The 19313-nt window shown below is 68.6% G+C and carries 25 protein-coding genes; 18 read left to right on the forward strand and 7 right to left on the reverse strand.

All coding sequences use genetic code 11. The annotated features are described in order from the left end of the window. Positions 1-21: 21 nt before the first annotated feature. Positions 22-1044 (forward strand): nitronate monooxygenase, encoded by a 1023-nt coding sequence (locus AC5Y5V_RS15030; RefSeq protein WP_499936506.1) that lies wholly within the window; start codon positions 22-24, stop codon positions 1042-1044. Positions 1045-1081: 37 nt separating this feature from the next. On the opposite strand, the gene AC5Y5V_RS15035 is transcribed toward AC5Y5V_RS15030, so the two are convergent. Both AC5Y5V_RS15035 and ald read right to left on the reverse strand, forming a co-directional pair. Beyond that, positions 1082-1441 carry a hypothetical protein gene (locus AC5Y5V_RS15035; RefSeq protein WP_499936509.1) on the reverse strand — a complete coding sequence of 120 codons (360 nt, stop codon included), beginning with the start codon at positions 1439-1441 and terminating at the stop codon, positions 1082-1084. Positions 1442-1469: 28 nt separating this feature from the next. Beyond that, positions 1470-2573, reverse strand: a complete 1104-nt coding sequence (gene ald / locus AC5Y5V_RS15040) for an alanine dehydrogenase (RefSeq protein ID WP_499936512.1) — start codon at positions 2571-2573, stop codon at positions 1470-1472. Between the two features lie 68 nt (positions 2574-2641). Between ald and aldR the strand changes: the two genes are divergently transcribed. The 4 genes from aldR to AC5Y5V_RS15060 all read left to right on the forward strand — a co-directional run bounded on the left by aldR (position 2642) and on the right by AC5Y5V_RS15060 (position 6283). After that, the gene (aldR, locus tag AC5Y5V_RS15045) at positions 2642-3157 is read left to right on the forward strand and encodes an HTH-type transcriptional regulator AldR (protein ID WP_499936516.1); all 516 of its coding nucleotides are present in this window, start codon (positions 2642-2644) and stop codon (positions 3155-3157) included. A 15-nt stretch (positions 3158-3172) separates the two neighbouring features. Next, positions 3173-3634, forward strand: a complete 462-nt coding sequence (locus AC5Y5V_RS15050; protein ID WP_499936520.1) for an SRPBCC family protein — start codon at positions 3173-3175, stop codon at positions 3632-3634. Between the two features lie 66 nt (positions 3635-3700). Continuing rightward, entirely contained in the window at positions 3701-4576 is an 876-nt protein-coding gene (locus AC5Y5V_RS15055; protein ID WP_499936522.1) for a metal-dependent hydrolase, read from the forward strand. A gap of 3 nt (positions 4577-4579) precedes the next feature. Next, on the forward strand, positions 4580-6283 hold the full coding sequence (locus AC5Y5V_RS15060; protein WP_499936526.1) for an SDR family oxidoreductase: 1704 nt from the start codon (positions 4580-4582) through the stop codon (positions 6281-6283). 6 nt (positions 6284-6289) lie between these two features. Here the strand turns inward: AC5Y5V_RS15060 and AC5Y5V_RS15065 are convergent, their stop codons facing one another. Further along, positions 6290-7420, reverse strand: coding sequence for an epoxide hydrolase family protein (locus tag AC5Y5V_RS15065; protein ID WP_499936530.1), 1131 nt, complete (start codon positions 7418-7420; stop codon positions 6290-6292). A gap of 4 nt (positions 7421-7424) precedes the next feature. Next, positions 7425-7991 (reverse strand): TetR/AcrR family transcriptional regulator, encoded by a 567-nt coding sequence (locus AC5Y5V_RS15070; RefSeq protein WP_499936939.1) that lies wholly within the window; start codon positions 7989-7991, stop codon positions 7425-7427. Positions 7992-8115: 124 nt separating this feature from the next. Here AC5Y5V_RS15070 and AC5Y5V_RS15075 point away from each other — a divergent pair, with 124 nt between their 5' ends. Both AC5Y5V_RS15075 and AC5Y5V_RS15080 read left to right on the forward strand, forming a co-directional pair. After that, on the forward strand, positions 8116-9150 hold the full coding sequence (locus tag AC5Y5V_RS15075) for an aromatic ring-hydroxylating dioxygenase subunit alpha (protein ID WP_499936534.1): 1035 nt from the start codon (positions 8116-8118) through the stop codon (positions 9148-9150). Between the two features lie 7 nt (positions 9151-9157). Further along, complete coding sequence (locus AC5Y5V_RS15080) at positions 9158-10246, forward strand: NAD(P)H-dependent amine dehydrogenase family protein (protein WP_499936537.1); 1089 nt, start codon at positions 9158-9160, stop codon at positions 10244-10246. 13 nt (positions 10247-10259) lie between these two features. On the opposite strand, the gene AC5Y5V_RS15085 is transcribed toward AC5Y5V_RS15080, so the two are convergent. Further along, positions 10260-10898 carry a TetR/AcrR family transcriptional regulator gene (locus AC5Y5V_RS15085; protein ID WP_499936539.1) on the reverse strand — a complete coding sequence of 213 codons (639 nt, stop codon included), beginning with the start codon at positions 10896-10898 and terminating at the stop codon, positions 10260-10262. A gap of 28 nt (positions 10899-10926) precedes the next feature. Beyond that, a complete protein-coding gene (locus tag AC5Y5V_RS15090; RefSeq protein ID WP_499936541.1) occupies positions 10927-11724 on the reverse strand; it encodes an SDR family NAD(P)-dependent oxidoreductase in 798 nt (265 codons plus the stop codon). A 100-nt stretch (positions 11725-11824) separates the two neighbouring features. Here AC5Y5V_RS15090 and AC5Y5V_RS15095 point away from each other — a divergent pair, with 100 nt between their 5' ends. From AC5Y5V_RS15095 to AC5Y5V_RS15140, 10 genes are all read left to right on the forward strand, one after another. Beyond that, positions 11825-12550 carry an enoyl-CoA hydratase/isomerase family protein gene (locus AC5Y5V_RS15095; protein ID WP_499936543.1) on the forward strand — a complete coding sequence of 242 codons (726 nt, stop codon included), beginning with the start codon at positions 11825-11827 and terminating at the stop codon, positions 12548-12550. Then, positions 12547-13338 (forward strand): enoyl-CoA hydratase/isomerase family protein, encoded by a 792-nt coding sequence (locus tag AC5Y5V_RS15100; protein WP_499936545.1) that lies wholly within the window; start codon positions 12547-12549, stop codon positions 13336-13338. Before AC5Y5V_RS15095 ends, AC5Y5V_RS15100 begins: the two co-directional genes overlap by 4 nt. Beyond that, the gene (locus AC5Y5V_RS15105) at positions 13335-14120 is read left to right on the forward strand and encodes an enoyl-CoA hydratase/isomerase family protein (protein ID WP_499936548.1); all 786 of its coding nucleotides are present in this window, start codon (positions 13335-13337) and stop codon (positions 14118-14120) included. The genes AC5Y5V_RS15100 and AC5Y5V_RS15105 overlap by 4 nt, the downstream gene beginning before the upstream one ends. Beyond that, positions 14117-15346, forward strand: a complete 1230-nt coding sequence (locus tag AC5Y5V_RS15110) for an aromatic ring-hydroxylating oxygenase subunit alpha (RefSeq protein WP_499936551.1) — start codon at positions 14117-14119, stop codon at positions 15344-15346. The genes AC5Y5V_RS15105 and AC5Y5V_RS15110 overlap by 4 nt, the downstream gene beginning before the upstream one ends. After that, positions 15343-15840: an aromatic-ring-hydroxylating dioxygenase subunit beta gene (locus AC5Y5V_RS15115; protein WP_499936553.1), complete on the forward strand. Its 498-nt coding sequence runs from the start codon at positions 15343-15345 to the stop codon at positions 15838-15840. Before AC5Y5V_RS15110 ends, AC5Y5V_RS15115 begins: the two co-directional genes overlap by 4 nt. A 5-nt stretch (positions 15841-15845) precedes the next feature. Further along, entirely contained in the window at positions 15846-16061 is a 216-nt protein-coding gene (locus AC5Y5V_RS15120; RefSeq protein ID WP_499936942.1) for a hypothetical protein, read from the forward strand. Between the two features lie 27 nt (positions 16062-16088). Next, the gene (locus tag AC5Y5V_RS15125) at positions 16089-16277 is read left to right on the forward strand and encodes a ferredoxin (RefSeq protein ID WP_499936555.1); all 189 of its coding nucleotides are present in this window, start codon (positions 16089-16091) and stop codon (positions 16275-16277) included. Between the two features lie 79 nt (positions 16278-16356). Next, the gene (gene dapB / locus AC5Y5V_RS15130; protein ID WP_499936558.1) at positions 16357-17094 is read left to right on the forward strand and encodes a 4-hydroxy-tetrahydrodipicolinate reductase; all 738 of its coding nucleotides are present in this window, start codon (positions 16357-16359) and stop codon (positions 17092-17094) included. Beyond that, entirely contained in the window at positions 17091-17546 is a 456-nt protein-coding gene (locus tag AC5Y5V_RS15135; RefSeq protein ID WP_499936561.1) for a tetratricopeptide repeat protein, read from the forward strand. Before dapB ends, AC5Y5V_RS15135 begins: the two co-directional genes overlap by 4 nt. Before the next feature lie 50 nt (positions 17547-17596). Then, positions 17597-17998: a flavodoxin family protein gene (locus AC5Y5V_RS15140; RefSeq protein WP_499936945.1), complete on the forward strand. Its 402-nt coding sequence runs from the start codon at positions 17597-17599 to the stop codon at positions 17996-17998. On the opposite strand, the gene AC5Y5V_RS15145 is transcribed toward AC5Y5V_RS15140, so the two are convergent. Then, positions 17995-18822, reverse strand: a complete 828-nt coding sequence (locus tag AC5Y5V_RS15145; RefSeq protein ID WP_499936563.1) for a thioesterase family protein — start codon at positions 18820-18822, stop codon at positions 17995-17997. The genes AC5Y5V_RS15140 and AC5Y5V_RS15145 overlap by 4 nt on opposite strands. Positions 18823-18900: 78 nt before the next feature. Here AC5Y5V_RS15145 and AC5Y5V_RS15150 point away from each other — a divergent pair, with 78 nt between their 5' ends. Further along, a complete protein-coding gene (locus AC5Y5V_RS15150) occupies positions 18901-19302 on the forward strand; it encodes a PNPOx family protein (protein ID WP_499936565.1) in 402 nt (133 codons plus the stop codon). Positions 19303-19313: the final 11 nt, after the last annotated feature.

A 19313-nucleotide genomic window follows, 5' to 3' on the forward strand; every position in this document is an offset into this window, starting at 1 on the left:
TCGCCGTCGACGGACTAGCCCATGGTGCTGGGTTTCTGGGATATCGCGCTGCCCATCGTGGGAGCGCCGATGGCCGGTGGTCCCGGCAGTCCCGCGTTGGCGGCGGCGGTGTCCAACGCCGGCGGGCTCGGTTTCCTCGCGGCCGGATATCTGACCGCCGACGAGTTCGCCGCCGACATCGTCGCCGCGCGCGCCGCCACCAACGGCCCGCTCGGCGTGAATCTGCTTGTGCCGCAACCCAGTGTCGCCGACTTCAACCAATTGGAGTACTACGCCGAGGAACTCGAGGACATCGCCGACCACTACGGCGTCGACGTCGGCTGGCCCGAATTCGGCGACGACGACTGGGAACGCAAGCTCGAGGTGGTCGCCGACCTGCGCCCCGAGTTGGTGTCATTCACCTTCGGTGCGCCGCCGCCGGATGTCGTGCGGCGACTGTCCGCCCAGGGGCTTCTGGTGATGGTGACCGTGACGTCGGCGTACGAGGCCGGGGTGGCCCTGGCCGCCGGCGCGGACAGCCTGATCGTCCAGGGCCCGGACGCGGGCGGGCACCGCGGCACCTTTGCGCCGGACATGGAGCCCGGCACCGAGCCGTTGCACCGGCTGATCGACCAGATCGTCAGGGCCCACCGAGACGTTGCGCTCGTGGCGGCGGGGGGCCTCGGGAGCGCCGAGGACGTCGCCGGTGTGCTGCGCCGGGGCGCGGTGGCGGCCCAGGTCGGGACGGCCCTGCTGCTCGCCGACGAAGCCGGCACCAATTCCACTTACCGCGCCGCCCTCAAGCATCCGGATTTCACCCACACCCTGGTCACCCGGGCGTTTTCGGGCCGGTACGGGCGCGGTCTGGAGAACCACTTCACCCGCCTGCTCGACCGGGTGGCTCCGCTGGGCTATCCCGAGGTCAACAAGATGACGGCCCCGATACGAGCCGCCGCGATCGAGGTGGACGACCCGAACGGGACCAACCTATGGGCGGGTACGGCGTATCGGCAGGCGCGTTCCGCGCCGGCGGGGGAGATCGTCGCGGAGCTCGCGGCGGGTTAGCCGCGGCCGGCGCACTGCTCGCCGGGTGTCAGCCGGCCTAACCGCTCACGATCAGCGGCAGCGATACGGCGCCGGCGCCGCCGGTCACCACGATCACCCAGCGGCCGTCGACCGGCAGGCTGACCTCGATGGGGTAGAACGCGAATCCGATTTCGCCGCCCGCGGCGGCGTCGGGCAACTCGTAGGTGACCTTTCGGGGCTCGTCGCCGTCGGGCGAGAGGAACTCGACGTCAACCCGACGGTCGGGATCGTCCGTCTCGGACTGCGTCAGTACCACCAGCACGAACTCGGCCGTTCGGTCCGGACCGACCATGAACCTGGCCAGCACGCCGCCTTTTACCTCGAGCTTGTTGTTCACTGCCGAGGCCGACTCGGCGAGGAAGGCCCCCGTGATCACTCGCTGAAGCTACCGTCTCGCCGGTCGGTCAAGCGAACGCGGTGAACGGTAGCCCCAGATCGGCGGCCACGCGTTCGCACAGCAGCGCGCCGTCGTGGGTGGACAAGCCCTTGGCCAGCGCGGCATCCGTCCGGCACGCGGCCTGCCAGCCCTGGTCGGCCAGCCTGAGCACATAGGGCATGGTCGCGTTGGTCAGCGCGAAGGTCGAGGTCCTCGGCACCGCGCTGGGCATGTTCGCCACGCAGTAGAACAGCGTGTCGTGCACGGCGAACGTCGGGTCGTCGTGGGTGGTGGGCCGCGAGTCCTCGAAGCAGCCGCCCTGGTCGATCGAGATGTCCACCAGCACCGCGTCTGGCTTCATCTGTGCCACGAGCGAGTTCGACAGCAGCGTGGGCGCCTTGGCTCCCGGCACCAGTACCGCGCCGATTACCAGGTCGGCGCGTTTGACGGCACCTTCGAGCTCGTACGTGGACGAGTAGCGGGTGCCGATACGACCGCCGAACTCCGCGTCGAGCAGCCGGAGCTTGGCGAGGTTGACGTCGAGCACCATCACGCTCGCGCCCATGCCGTTGGCGACCCTGGCCGCGTTGTAGCCCGCGGTGCCGCCGCCGATCACCACCACGTCGGCCGCCTTGACGCCGGGCACCCCGCCCATCAACACGCCGCGGCCGCCCTTGGTCCGCATCAGGTGATACGCCCCGACCTGGGCCGAGAGCCGCCCGGCGACCTCGCTCATCGGGGCCAGCAGGGGCAGGGCTCCGTCGGGGGTCTGCACGGTCTCATACGCGATCGAGGTGGTGCCGGAGGCCAGCAGCGCCTCGGTGCACGGACGCGACGCCGCCAGGTGCAGGTAGGTGAAGAGCGTCTGGCCGCGGCGCAGCAGGCTGTACTCGGCCGGCAGCGGTTCCTTGACCTTGAGCAGCAGGTCGGCGGCGCCCCACACCTCGTCGGCGGTGGCGATCAGTTGGGCGCCCGCCGCCTTGAATTCCGTGTCGGAGATCGCCGAGCCGTCCCCGGCGCCGGCTTGGACGAGGACGTCGTGGCCGCGTCGCGTCAGTTCGGCGACGCCCGCCGGCGTGATCGCGACCCGGAATTCGTTGTTCTTGATCTCGGTGGGGATGCCGACGCGCATACCCTCGATTGTGAAGAAAGTTCGAAATGACCGCAAATATGCTGATAATGATTCTCTAGGATAGGCGTATGTCGGATGATCCCACGGAATTTGCCGCCCAGCTGGATGATGCGCCGAAGGATCTTCGGCCCGTGGATCTGGATGCGGTGGACCGCCGAATCCTGGGCCTGCTGCACGGCGACGCCAGGATCACCAACAACGCGCTCGCGGAGGCCGTCGGCATCGCACCCTCGACGTGTCACGGCCGCGTCCGACGACTCGTGGAGCTGGGCGTCATCCGCGGGTTCTACACCGACATCGACCCGGTCGCGGTGGGGCTGCCGTTGCAGGCGATGATCTCGGTCACCCTGCAGTCCAACGCCCGCGGCAAGATCCGCAGCTTCATCCAGCAGATCCGCCGCAGGCGGCAGGTGATGGACGTCTATTTCCTGGCCGGCGCGGATGACTTCATCCTGCACGTCGCGGCCCGCGACACCGAGGACCTGCGCTCATTCGTCGTCGAGAACCTCAACGCCGACGCCGACGTCGCGGGCACCCAGACGTCGCTGATCTTCGAACATCTTCGGGGAGCCGCTCCGATCTAGGCCTATGATCACCGCATGACAGACCCGTCCGCGTCGGCCACCGTCCAGATCGACTGCGGCGCCGACGAGGTGTACCAGCTGCTCACCGACCTCCGGACGCTGGCTTCGCTGGCCGAGGAGGCCAAGGCCATGGAGTTCCGGAAGGGCGACGCGATCCGCGAGGGAGCGGTGTTCGTCGGCCACAACGAGAACAGCGGCAAGCGCTGGACGACGAAGTGCACAGTCACCGACGCCGAGCCGGGGCGTACCTTCGGATTCGACGTGCGCTACGCCGTCGTGCCGATCTCGCACTGGCGCTACGACATCGTCGCGACCGACGGCGGCTGCCAGGTGACCGAGAGCACCTGGGACCGCCGGCCCGGCTGGTTCCGGCCGTTCGGCGGCATTGCCACCGGCGTCTCCGACCGGGCGTCCGCCAATGCCGAGCACATCCAGCTCACCCTGCAGCGGCTCAAGCAACGCGCGGAGAAAATATAGTACCGCGGGTACCGCATACCGCCTGCTTCAGTACACTTGCCAAGACCTGAGGCAAGGGGGCCCACGATGCTAACCGCCGAACGGCTGGTCCTGGAGGCGCGCGACGTCGACTTCGACTGGTCCACTCTGCCGTTCCACTACGTGCCCGACGAGCCGCTGGCCACCCACGTGCTCAACGTGCTGCACCTGCTGCTGCCCGCCGGCGAGGAATTCTTCGTCAAGGTGTTCAAGAAGACGCTGCCGCTGATCAAGGACGACCAATTGCGGCTGGACGTGCAGGGCTTCATCGGCCAGGAGGCGATGCACTCCCAGGCGCACTCGGGCGTGCTCGCGCATTTCGCGGCCCAGGACGTCGACCTCACGCCGTTCACCCGTCAGGTCAGGTGGCTGTTCGACAAGTTGCTGGGGGACCGAACCGGCAAGCCGTGGCTCAGCGTGCGACGGCAGCACAGCTGGCTGCTGGAGCAGGTTGCCTTCATCTCCGCGATCGAGCACTACACCGCGGTGCTGGGCGAGTGGATCCTCAACTCCCCGGAGCTCGACGCCGCCGGCGCCGACCCGGTGATGCTGGACCTGCTGCGCTGGCACGGCGCCGAGGAGGTCGAGCACAAGGCCGTCGCCTTCGACACCATGAAGCACCTGCGGGCGGGGTACTTTCGGCAGGTGCGGGCGCAGCTTGCGGTCTCGCCGGTGATGTTGCTGCTGTGGGTCCGCGGCGTGCGGTTCATGTACTCGGTGGACCCGCTGCTGCCGGCGGGCGCCAAGGCGTACTGGCGCGACTACCTGCGCGCGGCCCGCCGCGGGCTGGTGCCCGGGCCGCTGCGCCTGGCGCGGGTGGTCGGGGACTACTACCGGCCGGGCTTTCACCCGTCGCAGCTGGGCGGCCTGGACCGGGCCGTCGAATATCTGGCCCTGTCGCCGTCCGCCCGGGCCTCGCACTGACCCATGACTGTCACCGCTTCCGACGGCGTCACCCTGGCCGTACACCGCTACAACGAAATCGACCCGCAGCGCCCGACCATCCTGGCCATCCACGGCTGGCCGGACAACCACCACGTGTGGGACGGCGTCGCCGCAGAGCTCCTGGGGCGCTACAACTTCGTCGCCTACGACGTGCGCGGTGCGGGGGAATCCTCTTGTCCGGCAGATCGTTCCGGATACCGGTTCGACCAACTGGCGGCCGATACCGCGGCGGTGATCGACAGCCTGGGCGTCGGCAGGGTGCATCTGCTCGCCCACGACTGGGGTTCGATCGCGACCTGGAACGCGATCACCGACGAATCGATGGCGGCCCGGGTGGCGTCATTCACGTCGGTGTCGGGTCCGCATCTGCGCTACGCGGGCAGGTTCCTGCGCTCGGCGCGCTCGCCGCGCGAGGTGGCCGTCGTCGCCAAACAGCTTGCGGGGTCCAGCTATATCGGCTTCTTCCTGTGCCCCGGGCTGCCGGAGCTGGCGTTCCGCTCCGGGCTGGGGGTGAAGGTCCTCGGCGCCCTGGAACGTTTCGGCCGGACCAGCGCCCGCAGCCGGCGCGAACCGCCGCCCCGCGCGCTCGGCGACTTCGTCAACGGGCTGGGCCTGTACCGGGCGAACATGCCGGCTCCGATGGTGTCCCCCGGGGAGCACCTGCCGCAGGTCACCGTGCCGGTGCAGGTGCTGGTGCCGCGCAAGGACCTCTTTGTCACTCCGGCGCTGCAGCGCTTCACCGGCGCCATTCCCCCTGGCGGCCGGGTGGTTTCGATCGAGGGCGGGCACTGGGTGGTGACGTCGCGGCCCGAGGTGATCGCCCGGCTGACCGCCGAATGGGTGGACCGCGTCGCCGGTGGCGCCCCGGTCCCCACGCGGGAGTTGCGCGGCGGACCGCGCGAGGTGGCGGGCAAACTCGCGCTGGTCACCGGCGCCGGCGCGGGAATCGGCCGGGCCACCGCGGTGGAACTGGCGCGTCAGGGTGCGCGAAAGGTGGTGATCGTCGATCGCGACTCGATCGCCGCCAAGGAGAGCGCGGACGCGGTGCGCGCCGCGGGCGCCGAGGCCGCCGCGTACCAGGTCGACGTCAGCGACGAGGCTGCGATGAAAGACCTTGCCGCACAAGTCCTGCGCGAGCACGGCGTGGTCGACATCCTGGTGAACAACGCCGGCATCGGCATGGCCGGCCGGTTCCTGGAGACGACGCCGGAGCAGTGGGACACCATCATGGCGGTGAATGTCCGCGGCGTCATCACCGGCAGCCGGCTGTTCGGCGCGCAGATGGTCGAGCGCGGCCAGGGCGGCGCGATCGTCAACATCGCGTCCGCGGCCGCCTACGTGCCGTCCAAATCGATGGTCGCCTACTCCACCACGAAGGCGGCGGTGCTCGGGTTCAGCGAAACCCTGCGCGCCGACTTCGCCGACGAGGGCATCGCCGTGACGGCGGTATGCCCAGGCTTCGTCAACACCAACATCGCGTCGGCCGACGAGCACGATCGCGCGGACGCGGCGTACCGACGCTGCAACTTCACGCCCGAGGCCGTCGCCAAGGCGATTGTCAGGGCCGTCCGGAGCGGTACGCCCGTCGTGCCCGTCGCCGCGGAGTCCCGGCTCGGGTACGCGCTGCGCCGCATCAGCCCGTCGGCGCTGCGGGCGTTCGCGCGCTTGGACATTCGGCAGAAGTAGCCGCGATCAGAAGACCCGCTGTGCCAGCAGGACGTCGGCGTAGTGGGCCAGATCGGTCGCGAAGGCCGCGGGTTGCTCGAATGCGGCGAAGTGGCCCCCGCGCTCGTGAATTGTGTGGTGCACCAGGTTGTATCGCGCCGCCGCCCAGGCGCGTGGGGTCTGCAGCATTTCGTAGGGGTATACCGCGTAGCCGGTGGGGACGTCGACGCGGCCGGTCCATTCTTCGAGCGGGCCCGTGCCCGCCCGCCTGGATTCGCAGTACAGCCGCGCCGCTGACGTCGCGGTGCCGGTAAGCCAATAGAACATCAGGTTGTCGATCAGCCGATCGGTGGAGATGGGCATGCCGTCGCGGATGTCGCACCAGGCGTGAAATTTTTCCAGTATCCAGCCGGCCAGGCCGACCGGCGAGTCGTCGAGGCCGTAACCCAGCGAATGTGGCCGTGTCCCTTGCAGTTCCATGTAGGCCGTGCCGTCCTTGATGCGTTCGACGCCGGCTCCGATGGCGGCCCATTCAGCATCGGTGACGTCGGCCAGCAGTTCGGGGTCGTTCTGGTCGGGCGGTGCGAAAAGCATGTTGGTGTGGATGGCGACCGCCTGCTTTGGGTAGTGCTCGCCGAGGTATCGCGTGACGATTGCGCCCCAATCGCCGCCCTGGGCGATGTAGCGGTCGTATCCCAGTTGGGCCATCACGTCGTTCACCGCCGCGGCGATCCGTGCGACGTCGACGCCCCGTTCGCGCGTGGGGCCCGAGAAGCCATAGCCGGGCATCGAGAACAGCACGACGTGGAACCGCTGCCGCAACATCGGCAGCGCGTCGAAGAATTCGACGATCGAACCCGGCCAGCCGTGGGTGATGACCAGCGGAGGGGCGGCCGCGTCGTCGCAGCGGGCGTGCAGGAAATGCACACGCTGGCCGGCCGCCTCGGTGACGAACGAGCCGGCCGCGTTGACTTCGGCCTCGACGGCGCGCCAGTCGTAGCGGTTCACCCAATGGTCGACCACCGACCGCAGGAACGCCTGGTCGGTGCCGTAATCCCAACCCGCGTCGGTGATTTCGGCGGGCCAGCGGGCGTTGCTGAGACGCTGGCGGAGCTCGCTGATCTGCAGCTCTTTCACCTCGATGACGAACGGTTCCACTTACTCACCCCTGTAGATAGGCGGCCAGAGCGTTGGTCAGGCCCCGCCGGGCCAGGTCGAGATCGGCGTAGGAGCCCAGCTGCCGTTCCGACACCAGGCCGCGCATGGCGCCCGGGATCAGCGCGGCCACCTCGCGCACCCGCTGCGGGTCGACGTCGAGGCCGGCAAAGGCATGCTGGCAGGTCTGCAGCCAGCTCTTGCCCCACGAGAACAGCTCGGCGGCGGTGCGCGGGTAGAGGCGCTCGAGCTCGGCGGGGTCCCGGGGGAGGGCGGCCCGCAGGTTCTCGATCGCGCGGGAGTCCGGCGACGCCAGCCCGCGATAGAGCGTTTCGATGATCGCGCCGACCCGCTCGCGCAGCGGCGCGTCCGGCTGGACCGGCGCGGACAGGTTCAAGAACGTCTCGGCGCGCCGCTCGGCGGTGCGGTGCAGCACCGCGGCCCAGAAGCCGTCGGTGTCGCCGAACTGGTATTGCACCGCGCCCCAGGTGGCGCCGATGTCCTTGGCGATGCGGTTGGCCGACACCGAGCCGGGCTCGCCCGAGGCCAGCGACCGCAGCGCGGCCTCGAGCATGTTCTCGCGGGTGGCGTTGCCGCGCCGGTTGGGGCGCCGGCCCTCGACGCCGCTCACCCGCCCAGTCATGTCGCCGATCCTATGATCTCGACTAACTTTTTCATAGAGGGTACTCTGAATGTCCATGGCCAAGCCACCACTGTCGATGAAGCCGACCGGCTGGTTCCAGGTCGCCTGGTCGGACGAGATCGTCGTCGGCGACGTCCACCGGATGAAGTACTTCGACCAGGAGATGATCGCCTGGCGGGCCGAATCGGGCCAGCTCACGGTGATGAACGCCTACTGCGAACACCTGGGCGCGCACCTGGGCTACGGCGGCAAGGTCGTCGGCGAGGTGTTGCAGTGCCCGTTCCACGGCTGGCAGTGGAGCCAGGAGGGGCGCAACGTCTGCATTCCGTACCAGGACCGTCCCAACCGGGGCCGTCGGATCCGCACCCACCCGGTCGTCGAGCGCAACGAGTCGGTGTACATCTGGCACGACGCGAACGGCCGCGAGCCGTTCTTCGACGCCCCCGACGTGTTCGCCAGCTTCGACGACGAACGCGGACCCGCCGACTACTACCCCCAGCAGCGCCTGTACCGGGCGGGCCTGGAACTGCACCCCCAGTACGTGCTGGAGAACGGCGTGGATTTCGCGCACTTCAAGTACGTGCACAACACCCCGATCGTGCCGGTCTTCACCCGTCACGACTTCGACGAGCCGGTCTCGTTCGTCGACTTCACCATCACCTTCGAGGGCGACGACGGCCAGCGCATCGAGGACGTCAACAGCGGCGTGGAGGCCATCAACGGCGGGCTGGGCGTCGCGGTGACCCGCAGCTGGGGCATGGTGGACAACCGCACCATCTCGGCGATCACCCCCGTCGACGAGTTCACCTCCGACGTGCGGTTCATGGTCTACATCGGCCGCAAGCCCAGCCGGGACGCCGCCCGCGCCGAGCGTGCTCAGTCCAAGGCGCAGGAGTTCGGGCAGGAAGTGATCCGGCAGTTCGAGCAGGACGTCCACATCTGGGCGCACCAGCGCTACTCCGACCCGCCCGCGCTGGCCACCGACGAGTTCAAGGGCTTCACCGCGATTCGCCAGTGGGCCAAGCAGTTCTACCCCGACGGCATCGGTGGCAGCGCCGCCGAGGTATATGCAGCATCCCAGAAAGGCTGACACATCGATGAATACACCCGCGCGTCCGATTCGCGTGTTCCAGGTAGCCACCGGAAACGTCGGTTCGGAGATGATCAGGCGGATCGCGGACCGACCGGACCTGGAACTGATTGGCGTGCACTGCTATTCGCCGGAGAAGGTCGGTCGTGATGCCGGCGAGCTCGCGGGTATCGAGCCCAACGGAGTGACGGCCACCGGCACCGTCGAGGAGATCATCGCGGCCAGGCCCGACGTGCTGACGTTCCACGGCGTGTTTCCCGACGAGGACCTCTACGTCAAAGTCCTTGAGGCGGGCATCAATATCGTCACGACCGCGGACTGGATCACCGGGTGGCACCGCGACAAGAACCACCCGCACCCGTCGGGCAAGCCGGTGACCCAGCTGCTGGCCGAGGCGTGCGAGAAGGGCGGCTCGACGTTCTACGGCACCGGGATGAACCCCGGCCTGAACCAGATCCTCGGTGTGGTGTGCTCCGCCGACGTCGCCGAGATCGAGAACATCACCACCATCGAGTCCGTCGACGTGTCGTGCCATCACTCGCGCGACACGTGGATCGAAGTCGGATACGGCCAGCCCGTCGACGACCCGGAGATTCCGTCGAAGCTGGAGAAGTACACCCGCGTCTTCGCCGACAGTGTGCTGATGATGGCCGACTGCTTCGACCTGACGCTGGACGAGGTCAAGTTCAGCTACGAGCTGGGCGCATGCACCAAGGACGTCGACCTGGGTTGGTACGTGCTGCCGAAGGGCTCACTGGGCGGGAACTACATCAAGTACCAGGGCATCGTGGACGGCGTGCCGCGGGTGGAGACCCACCTGGAGTGGCAGATGACGCCGCACACCGATCCCAGCTGGAACATCAAGGGCTGCTACATCACTCGGATCCAGGGCGACCCGTGCGTCTACAACAAGCACATGATCTTCCCCAAGCCCGGCGTCGACCTATCGAACCCGGACAATTTCGCGTCCATCGGGATGACGGTGACCGGGATGCCGGCGCTCAGCGCGATCGCGTCCGTCGTCGCCGCCCGCCCCGGCCTGATCACCAGCGCCGACGTGCCGCTGCGCGGGTTCGCGGGGCGGTTCAAGCTGTAGGCGCGCGCCTGCGTCAGCGCCTGGCGGGGCTCAGCCCGTTGCGCACCAGGATCTGCGCGTTAGCGACCACGCCGTCCACGGATCCGCGTTTGGCATCCCACCACTCGACCGCCCAGTTCAGGGCGCCCATCACGAGCATCCGCGCGTAGCGGGCGTCGAGATCGTCGCGAATCTCACCCTCGGCGAATGCGTCGGCGAACAGCCGTCGCCAGATCCTGCCGTAGGCGTCGTCTTCCTTCTTCTGCCTGGTACGAAGGCGTTCGGGGATCTGACCGGAATTGCGGATGGACGCGGTGGCGTAGTCGGACAGCTCCAGTTCGTGGCGCAGATGCGCTTCCACCGCGGCCATGATCCTGTCCATCGGCGACGTACCGGCTGGAAGCGCGTCCAGGGTGTTCTGCAGATGCCGGCGCATGTCGCTGATGCCGCAGTACATGACCTCTTCGATGAGGTCCTCGCGGGACGGGAAGTAGTAGTAGATCGCGGGGGCTTGCAGTTCCGCGTAGTCGGCCACATCCGTCAGCCGGGTGCCGGCAAATCCCTTGACGCTCAGCACATGGGCGGCGGCGTCGAGGATCCGCGCACGCGTGCGCGCCGATTTGGCATCGGCCCCGTTCCGGCGTGCGGTGGCCGAGCCGGCTTTTCTAGGCATCGTTCAATACTAGGGCTGCCCGGGTAGCTCACGGCATCGTGTAGCCGCCACTGACCGAGATGAGTTGGCCCGTAACCTGTCTGGCGGTCCGCTCCGAGGAAAGCCACGCCACCGCGTGGCCGATGTCCTCGGCCGTGGTGAGGCGGCGCAGCGGCGTGTCCTTGAGCATGTAGTCCACCTGACTCTGGTTGAACACGTTGTCGTTACCGACCGACCACAGGCTCGCCGCACCCACGGCGTCGGGGCTTTCGGGGATCACCAAGCCGGGGCAGACGATGTTGGATCTGATGCCGTGGCGTCCATGCTCGCGCGCCGTGGTTCGGGCCAACGCCACCATGGCCGCCTTCGACGCCCCGTAGACCCCTTGTCGGATCTGGCCGAATGCGGCGTCGCTGGCGATGAAGACGATCGACCCGCCGCCGCCGTCGCGCATCGGCCCAATAACCGCCTGGGTGGCCGCAATTGCGGTGAACAGGTTGATCTCGATGGTGCGCTGCCATTTGTCACGGTCGGTGTCGGTGGCGATGAAGCCCGGGACGCTCCACCCGGCGTTGTTCACCAACACGTCGACGCCGCCCCAGGTCCGCACCGCGGACTCGATGGCGGTCTCGGCCCCGCCGGGTTCGGTGAGGTCGGAGATGGCCACTTCCACCGCGCCCGCGCCCCGCTCCAGGGCCTCGCCGCGCACCTTCTCCGCCTGCGGCCCGTCGATGTCACTGATCACGATGCGCGCGCTCTCGGCGGCGAACACGTGCACGATGCCGCGCCCGATATTCGACGCGCCGCCCGTGACGACGACGCGTGCGCCGGCGAGTCCCAAATCCACGTCGTACCTCCTCGGGGCCGGCTTGGTTCAGACCGCCGGTTGGTTTAACCTAGATTAGAAATTGCGATTAGATTTGTCTATCGGTCACCGTGAACGAAGGTTGAGCATGGTTGAGGCGCTGGTCGACGGCCGCGTGGGGCATATCACGCTCGACCGCCCGCAGCGCATGAATGCGATCGATCTGGCGCTCGCCGAGGGCCTGCACCGCGCGATCGCTTCCCTGGGCCGTGACCCCGTCGTGAGCGTGATCGTCATTCGTGGCGCCGGCGGAAACTTCAGCGCAGGAGGCGATTTCGACGAGGTCCAGCGGCTGCGCACGCAGGGCCCGTCGGCGCTGGCGTCGCTGTTCGCGGCGTTCCGCGCGGCCTGCGACGAGATCGCCGCCGTCGACGTTCCGGTGATCGCCGCGGTGCGCGGCGTCGCGGCGGCGGGTGGCTTCGAACTGATGCAGGCCGCCGACGTCGTGCTGGTCAGCGAGAACGCCCGCATCGCCGACAGTCACGTGAAATTCGGGATGGTCCCGGGCGGCGGCAGCACCGCGCGGCTGCCGCGGATCGTCGGCCGGCAGCAGGCCCTGGGGCTGTTGTTGTCCGGAGACCAGATCTCCGGGCCGGACGCGGTCCGGCTGGGCCTGGCCTACCGCTGCTATCCGGACAGCGAATTCGACGACGGCGTGGCGCAATTCGTCCAGACGCTGGCAGCCCGCAGCCGCGACGCGGTCACGACGATCAAGCGCCTCGTTTACGCGCAGGAGGATGAGGGTTTGTCCGGCGCCCTCGACGCGGAACTCGCGGCCACCGTCGAGCATATCGTGGCGCGCGCATGAGCGCCCCGGTCGAGGTGCGGACCTGCGACGCCGGGATCGCCCGGCTGCGCCTCAACCGGCCGGAGGCGTCCAACGGTTTGAACGTCGAAATCCTCAAGGCATTGCACGAGGCGATCCTGGCCTGCCATGCCGACCCGCGGGTCAAGGTGGTGCTGCTGACGGGCGAGGGCCGCAACTTCTGTGCCGGTGGCGATGTCAAGACCTTCGAGGCGAAAGGCCCCGCGCTGCCCGACTATCTGCGCGAGGCCACCGCCTGGCTGCAGTTGGCCACTGCGGCGCTGATCCAGTTGCGGGTCCCGGTCGTGGCCGCGGTGCAGGGCTTCGCGGCCGGCGGCGGCGGCCTGGGCCTGGTATGCGCGTCGGATCTGGTGGTGGCGGCGCGTTCGGCGAAGTTCTTCTCCGGCGCCGTGCGGGTGGGGATGGCGCCCGACGGCGGGTCGTCGGTGACCCTGACCCAGCTCGTCGGGCTGCGTCAGGCGCTGCGCATCCTGCTCACCAACCCGACCATGACGGCGGACGAGGCCGCCGGGATCGGCCTGATCACCGAAGTCGTCGACGACGAACGGCTTTTCGTTCGCGCCGACGAGATCGCTCGCGAGTTGGCGGCGCTGCCGCCGCTGGCGCTTTCGGCGACCAAACGGTTGGTGTGGAGCGGTGTGGGGCAGGCGGTCGAACAGCGCCTGGCCGAGGAGGCCCGCACCGTCTCCGAGCTGTCCGGCACCGCCGACGCGCTGGAAGGTCTGCGCGCCGTCATCGAACGCCGACCGCCGAGGTTCACCGGCAAATGACGATCCTGATCGACGACGACGGACCGCTACGCACCCTCACTCTCAACCGGCCAGAGGTCCGCAACGCCATCGACATCCCGTTGCGCATTGCGCTGGCCGAAGCGCTCGAGACGGCCGCCGCCGACCGCGGCGTGCGGGCGATCGTCCTCACCGGGGCCGGGCGGCTGTTCTGTTCCGGCGGCGACATCTCGACCATGCGACGCCTGCCGCATGCCCAGGCCGTCGAACGAATCCAGATGGTGCAGCGCGTCATTCGAGCCATCTGGAGTGCCCCCAAGCCGGTGCTGGCGGCGGTCGAGGGGGGCGCGTTCGGCGCCGGCACCGCGCTGGCCGCCGCGTGCGACCGCGTCATCGCGGCTCGCGACGCGCGGTTCGCCGCGACGTTCCTGCGGGTCGGACTGGCCGGGGACATGGGTGCCTGCGTGTCGCTGCCCGCCCGCATCGGCGTCGCGCGGACCCGCCAGATGCTGATGATGGGCCAGCCCGTCGGCGCCGCCAGGGCGCTCGACTGGGGCCTGGTGGACGAGATCTGCGATCCCGGGGAAGCGTTGGCGCAGGCCGTGGCGGACGCCCGGCACCTGGCGGATCTTCCTGCGGCGGCGCTGAGCGTGACGAAGAAGATGCTGACGCTGGCGCCGACGCTGGACCGGCTGGAGGCGCTTGACCGCGAAGCCGACTATCAGGCAATGCTTTTCGACACGGACGACTTCGCCGAGGGCATCGCCGCCTTCCGGGAGAAGCGCACACCGCGTTTCGGTGGCAAGCCGGGGGTGTCGCCATGACCTCCGGGCTGATCCGGCACGACAAGGTGCACGGTTCGCTGTACACCAATCCGGAGATCTTCGCCGAGGAACTTCGCAAGATCTGGTACCGCACTTGGGTGTTTGTCGGTCACGAGACCGAAGTGCCCGAGCCGAACGACTACGTCCGCAAGAAGCTCGCGCTGCAGGACGTCATCATGACGCGCGACCGCGACGGGCGGATCCACCTGCTGCTCAACCGGTGCTCGCACCGCGGGAATCAGGTCTGCGACGCCGTCAAGGGCAACTCGGGCTCGTTCCGCTGCCCCTATCATGGTTGGACGTTCCGCAACACCGGTGAGCTGATCGGCTTTCCATTCTTCAAGGGCTATGGTCAGCGCAAACTCGACCTGCCGATGGCGCGAGTCCCGCGGGTGGACTCCTACGGCGGCTTCGTATTCGGCAGCTTCGCCGACGAGGGGCCGTCGCTGGCCGAACATCTGGGCGCGGCCGCCGGCGAGATTGACCGCCTGACCGGATTGTCGCCGGAGGGTCAGGTGGCGCTGTCCGCGGGCTGGCTCGCGCACCAGACCCGGGCGAACTGGAAGCTGCTGGCTGAGAACGAAACCGACGGCTATCACCCGCAGTTCGTGCACGGCTCGATATTCGGGGTGACCGGTAGCACCATCGGACCGCTGTACAGCGACTCGTCGATCGCCGTGACCCGCAACCTCGGCGGCGGGCACAGCGAGAACGACCTACGTCCGGAGTTCCGCAAGTTCGCCGAGCCGATGCGGTGGTTCGGGACGACGGAATCGCGCGTGCCGAACTATGTCGCGGCGATGCGCGCCAAGCACGGCGACGCCGCCGAGCAGATCCTGATCGAGGGCGCACCGCACGTGATGATCTTTCCGAACCTGTTCATCGCCGAAATCCAGGTGTTCAACATCCAGCCGGTCGCGGTCGACGAGTGTGTCCAATACTCCACGGCGGTCCAGCTGGTGGGGGCGCCGGAGCTGAACCGCCGCATGGTGTCGCAGTGCGTCGGCTCGGTGGGGCCCGCGGGCATGCTGCTCGCCGACGACACCGAGATGTACGAACGCAACCAGCGCGGCATCGAATCTCTTTGTCCCGAATGGCTCGACGTGCGCCGCGGCCTGAACCGTGAGCGCGTCGACGCCAACGGGTTCACCGTCGGCGGGGCCACCGACGAGACCGGCATGCGCGCATTCTGGTCGCATTACCGGGAATTGATGGAGTGGGCATGACGGCGCCCGACTTCGACCGCGTCGAAGTGGAGCAATTCCTCTTCCGCGAGGCCCGCTACGCCGACGAAACCGACTACGACGCCTGGGAAGCCCTGTGGACCGACGACGCGCTGTACTGGGTCCCGGCTAACGGCGCCGACACCGATCCGAGCCAGCAGATGTCGGTGATCTACGACAACCGCAACAGAATCGCCACCCGCCTCAGCCAACTCCGCACCGGCAAGCGCTACGCCCAGGCGCCGCCGTCGAACGCGCGCAGGCTGGTAAGCAACATCGAATTCCTGGGCAGCAGGGCCAATCCCGACGGCGGCACCGACCTCGAGGTGGGCGCCAACTTCCTGCTCCTGGACTCCCGGCCGCGCGGCAATCACCTGTGGGGCGGTCGCGTCACCTATCGGCTGCGCCGCGTGGACTCCGAGCTGCGCCTGGCCTACAAGAAGGTGGTTCTGGTCGACAACGACAAGCCGCTTCCGACGCTGGGGTTCCTGATCTGATGGGCATCGTTAGTAGCGAATTCGCCTCGGTCGCCGTGAGTTGCGACGACGAGGGCAATTCGCCGCGGCTGCGGCTGGAAGACCTGCGCACCGGCCGGGTGCGGTTCCTCGACGCGCTGGAACTCGAAACGCTGGTATGGCTGCCCGAACCCAGCCTGACGGCATTGCTGGACCCGTCGCGCAGCCGCTGGCGGGGCGACACCGGTTCGGATTCGGACTGAGAAATCTTCGAGATCTAGAGTGTGCTGATGCGGGTTCGGGTGGACGCCACGATGTGCTCGGGCATCGGGATGTGCGAGATGGCAGCCCCGCGGGTGTTCGAGGTCGGTGACGACGGGCAGTCGCACGTGCTGGACCCGGATCCCGTCGGCGAGGATCTGGCGGCCGCGCGGGACGCTGTGGCCAACTGTCCGACGGGCGCGCTCTCGATCGAGTAGGCACCGTGCAGGCCGGGCTCGTTAGCGTGCGCAAACTGCCGCCCCGAGCGCGAAAAGGCCGGCCCAGTAGGCTGCACCCATGCGGGTAGGTGTGCTGGGAGCCAAGGGCAAAGTCGGGGCGACGATGGTATCGGCCGTGCAGGCCGCCGACGATCTGACGCTGTCCGCCGAGGTGGACCTCGGGGATTCGCTGAGCCTGCTGACCGACACCGACACCGAGGCCGTCATCGACTTCACCCACCCCGACGTCGTGATGGGCAACCTGGAGTTCTTGATCGACAACGGGATTCACGCCGTCGTCGGCACCACCGGATTCACCGCCGAGCGGCTCGAGCAGGTGGAGGCGTGGCTGGCCGACAAGCCCGGATCGTCGGTGCTGATCGCGCCGAACTTCGCCATCGGCGCCGTGCTGTCCATGCATTTTGCCAAGCAGGCCGCGCCGTTCTTCGACTCGGCGGAGGTCATCGAACTGCACCACCCGCACAAGGCCGATGCGCCGTCGGGCACCGCCGCCCGCACCGCCAGGCTGATCGCGGAGGCCCGAAAAGACCTGCCGCCCAACCCCGATGCCACCAGCACCGGCCTGCCGGGCGCCCGCGGCGCCGACGTCGACGGCATTCCGGTGCACTCCGTGCGGCTGGCCGGCCTGGTCGCGCACCAGGAGGTGCTGTTCGGCACCGAGGGGGAGACGCTGACCATCCGTCACGACAGCCTGGACCGCACCTCGTTCGTGCCCGGCGTGCTGCTGGCCGTGCGACGGATCGCCGAGCGGCCCGGCCTCACCGTGGGCATCGAGGGCCTGCTCAACCTGCAATGAACCCGATCGTCCGCATCCAGGTGGTCATCGCCTTCCTGTGCGTGGCGATGCTGGTGTATTTCGTGCTGCTCGGCCGGGTCGGCGTCGCGCTGATCGGTTCGGGCCGCCCGGCAGCCGTCGGGCTGGGGGCGGCGGTGCTGGTCATGCCGGTGATCGGGCTGTGGGCGATGGTCGCGACGCTGCGCGCCGGCTTCGCTCATCAGAAGCTGGCCCGCCTGATCGCGCAGGACGGCCTGGAACTCGACTCCGACGCGCTGCCGCGACGGCCGTCGGGTCGCATCGAGCGGGAGGCCGCCGACGAACTCTTTGCCAGCATGCGCACCGAGGTCGAGGGCGATCCCGACGACTGGCGGCGTTGGTATCGGCTGGCCCGCGCCTACGACTACGCCGGCGACCGCCGTCGGGCCCGGGAAGCGATGAAGACCGCCGTCGAACTCGAGGCACGCCGGTGAGCAAGACGCTGCTGATCGTGCACCACACGCCGTCGCCGCACTGCCAGGAGATGTTCGAGGCGGTGTTGGCCGGGGCCACCGACCCCGAGATCGAGGGTGTGGACGTGATCAGGCGGCCTGCACTGACCGTCTCGCCGACGGACATGCTGGAGGCCGACGGCTACGTGCTGGGCAGCCCGGCCAACCTGGGTTACATGAGCGGGGCGCTTAAGCACGCTTTCGACGTGTGCTACTACCCGTGCCTGGACAGCACCAGGGGCCGGCCGTTCGGGCTGTACCTGCACGGCAACCAGGGCAGCGAGGGCGCCGAGCGGGGCGTCACCTCGATCACCACCGGCCTGGGGTGGGTGAAAGCCGCCGAGTACGTGCTGGTTTCGGGCAAGCCAAGCAAAGACGAGCTGCAGGCATGCTGGGAACTCGGCGCGACGGTCGCTGCGCAATTGATGGACTAGCTGAGGAGCGGCTGGAACGCCTCGGCGGGCTGGGCGAGGGCCAGCGCCGAGCTGGTGCCCAGCGGACCGTGCCGGTCGAACAGGGTCGCGCTGCCGGTGGCCACGCCCGCCGTGCCGTAGTGGCTCTGGGCCGCCAGACCGATGTAGTCGCCGTCGGGCAGCCGGCTCACGGTGACGGTGTAGTCGGCGTTGATGTAGCGCAATCCGGCTGTGCCCCAATGCGTCAGCGAACTGGTGACGTCGCCGACGAACGCCAGCCGGGTGAAGGGCGTCAACGGAAAGCCGTGTACCACCGGGCGGAACAGCCGCGTCCAGGCGAACTTCTGGGAGTGCGACTGCTCCCACTCGCCCGCGGAGATGCCAGGGTTGCCCGCGCGCGTGGCCCCGTACCCCCAGATGTAGAACGGCATGTCCGCGGGAAATCCGTCGTAACCGGTCGGCAGCGGCGGCATCTCGGCCGGAGCGGACCACACCTGTCCGTCGGGATGCTCGCCGCGGCGCAGGAACAGCGCACTGGCCCGCGCGACCGTCCGGCCGTTCTGCACCAGGGCGCCGTCGACGAGCTTGATGCGACGGCCCTCGCGCTGCACCGTCGTGACAATTCGCACCGGCTCGATCAGGACCGGGCGCAGCAGGTCGACCGTGAGCCGGGCGGGCTGCAGATCCTCGTCGATGCCGGAGCGCTCGATGCCAAAGCCGAGCAGGCCGCCGACGATCTGGCCGCCCATCCCGAAGCCCCACGGCCCCCGCGTCAGCTCGCTCGGGACGTAGGAGTCGCCGTCGACGGTGAAGAACGCCTCGGCGGAATCGGTAGTCACCGCCATCACGATAGGACACAGGACAGTGGGGACCCGGGACCAAGGTCCCTGGCCGCACATCCTGCGGCGGAGCAGGCTTGGTGTATGCCTACCTACAAGAACCCGCGCGTGAACGACGCGGTCCGAAGCTTCAACAAGCGCGTGCTCAACCCGGCGATGCTGGCCCTGGCCGGCCGGCGCTTCTGGTATGCGGCGGTGATCGAGCACGCCGGCCGCAGGTCGGCAAAGCGCTATTCCACCCCGGTCGTCGCGGTCAAGGTTCCCGACGGCATCGTTGTTCCGCTGCCGTACGGCACCGACGTCGACTGGCTGCGCAACGTTCTCGCCGCCGGATCCGCGACGATCGTCAACCACGGGCGCAGCTACCAAGTGGTGCGGCCGAAGGTCCTCGACGCGGCCACCATCGAACCGCAGCTCCCGGCGTGGTGGCGCCGGATATTCCACGCAGCCAACGTCGACAACTACGTCACATTCGCGCTGGCCTGAACTACGGTTTG

The sequence above is a fragment of the Mycobacterium sp. NGS68 genome (assembly GCF_059812195.1).

What these genes read in the sequence shown, in the direction of transcription:
- AC5Y5V_RS15060 (WP_499936526.1), top strand. Translation starts at nt 4,580, where the DNA reads ATGACTGTCACCGCTTCCGACGGCGTCACCCTGGCCGTACACCGCTAC.
- AC5Y5V_RS15135 (WP_499936561.1), top strand. Translation starts at nt 17,091, where the DNA reads ATGAACCCGATCGTCCGCATCCAGGTGGTCATCGCCTTCCTGTGCGTG.
- AC5Y5V_RS15050 (WP_499936520.1), top strand. Translation starts at nt 3,173, where the DNA reads ATGACAGACCCGTCCGCGTCGGCCACCGTCCAGATCGACTGCGGCGCC.
- aldR (WP_499936516.1), top strand. Translation starts at nt 2,642, where the DNA reads ATGTCGGATGATCCCACGGAATTTGCCGCCCAGCTGGATGATGCGCCG.
- ald (WP_499936512.1), bottom strand. Translation starts at nt 2,573, where the DNA reads ATGCGCGTCGGCATCCCCACCGAGATCAAGAACAACGAATTCCGGGTC.
- AC5Y5V_RS15105 (WP_499936548.1), top strand. Translation starts at nt 13,335, where the DNA reads ATGACGATCCTGATCGACGACGACGGACCGCTACGCACCCTCACTCTC.
- AC5Y5V_RS15115 (WP_499936553.1), top strand. Translation starts at nt 15,343, where the DNA reads ATGACGGCGCCCGACTTCGACCGCGTCGAAGTGGAGCAATTCCTCTTC.
- AC5Y5V_RS15110 (WP_499936551.1), top strand. Translation starts at nt 14,117, where the DNA reads ATGACCTCCGGGCTGATCCGGCACGACAAGGTGCACGGTTCGCTGTAC.
- AC5Y5V_RS15075 (WP_499936534.1), top strand. Translation starts at nt 8,116, where the DNA reads ATGGCCAAGCCACCACTGTCGATGAAGCCGACCGGCTGGTTCCAGGTC.
- AC5Y5V_RS15055 (WP_499936522.1), top strand. Translation starts at nt 3,701, where the DNA reads ATGCTAACCGCCGAACGGCTGGTCCTGGAGGCGCGCGACGTCGACTTC.
- AC5Y5V_RS15080 (WP_499936537.1), top strand. Translation starts at nt 9,158, where the DNA reads ATGAATACACCCGCGCGTCCGATTCGCGTGTTCCAGGTAGCCACCGGA.
- AC5Y5V_RS15150 (WP_499936565.1), top strand. Translation starts at nt 18,901, where the DNA reads ATGCCTACCTACAAGAACCCGCGCGTGAACGACGCGGTCCGAAGCTTC.
- AC5Y5V_RS15140 (WP_499936945.1), top strand. Translation starts at nt 17,597, where the DNA reads ATGTTCGAGGCGGTGTTGGCCGGGGCCACCGACCCCGAGATCGAGGGT.
- AC5Y5V_RS15070 (WP_499936939.1), bottom strand. Translation starts at nt 7,991, where the DNA reads ATGCTCGAGGCCGCGCTGCGGTCGCTGGCCTCGGGCGAGCCCGGCTCG.
- AC5Y5V_RS15030 (WP_499936506.1), top strand. Translation starts at nt 22, where the DNA reads ATGGTGCTGGGTTTCTGGGATATCGCGCTGCCCATCGTGGGAGCGCCG.
- AC5Y5V_RS15100 (WP_499936545.1), top strand. Translation starts at nt 12,547, where the DNA reads ATGAGCGCCCCGGTCGAGGTGCGGACCTGCGACGCCGGGATCGCCCGG.
- AC5Y5V_RS15085 (WP_499936539.1), bottom strand. Translation starts at nt 10,898, where the DNA reads ATGCCTAGAAAAGCCGGCTCGGCCACCGCACGCCGGAACGGGGCCGAT.
- AC5Y5V_RS15125 (WP_499936555.1), top strand. Translation starts at nt 16,089, where the DNA reads ATGCGGGTTCGGGTGGACGCCACGATGTGCTCGGGCATCGGGATGTGC.
- AC5Y5V_RS15145 (WP_499936563.1), bottom strand. Translation starts at nt 18,822, where the DNA reads ATGGCGGTGACTACCGATTCCGCCGAGGCGTTCTTCACCGTCGACGGC.
- dapB (WP_499936558.1), top strand. Translation starts at nt 16,357, where the DNA reads ATGCGGGTAGGTGTGCTGGGAGCCAAGGGCAAAGTCGGGGCGACGATG.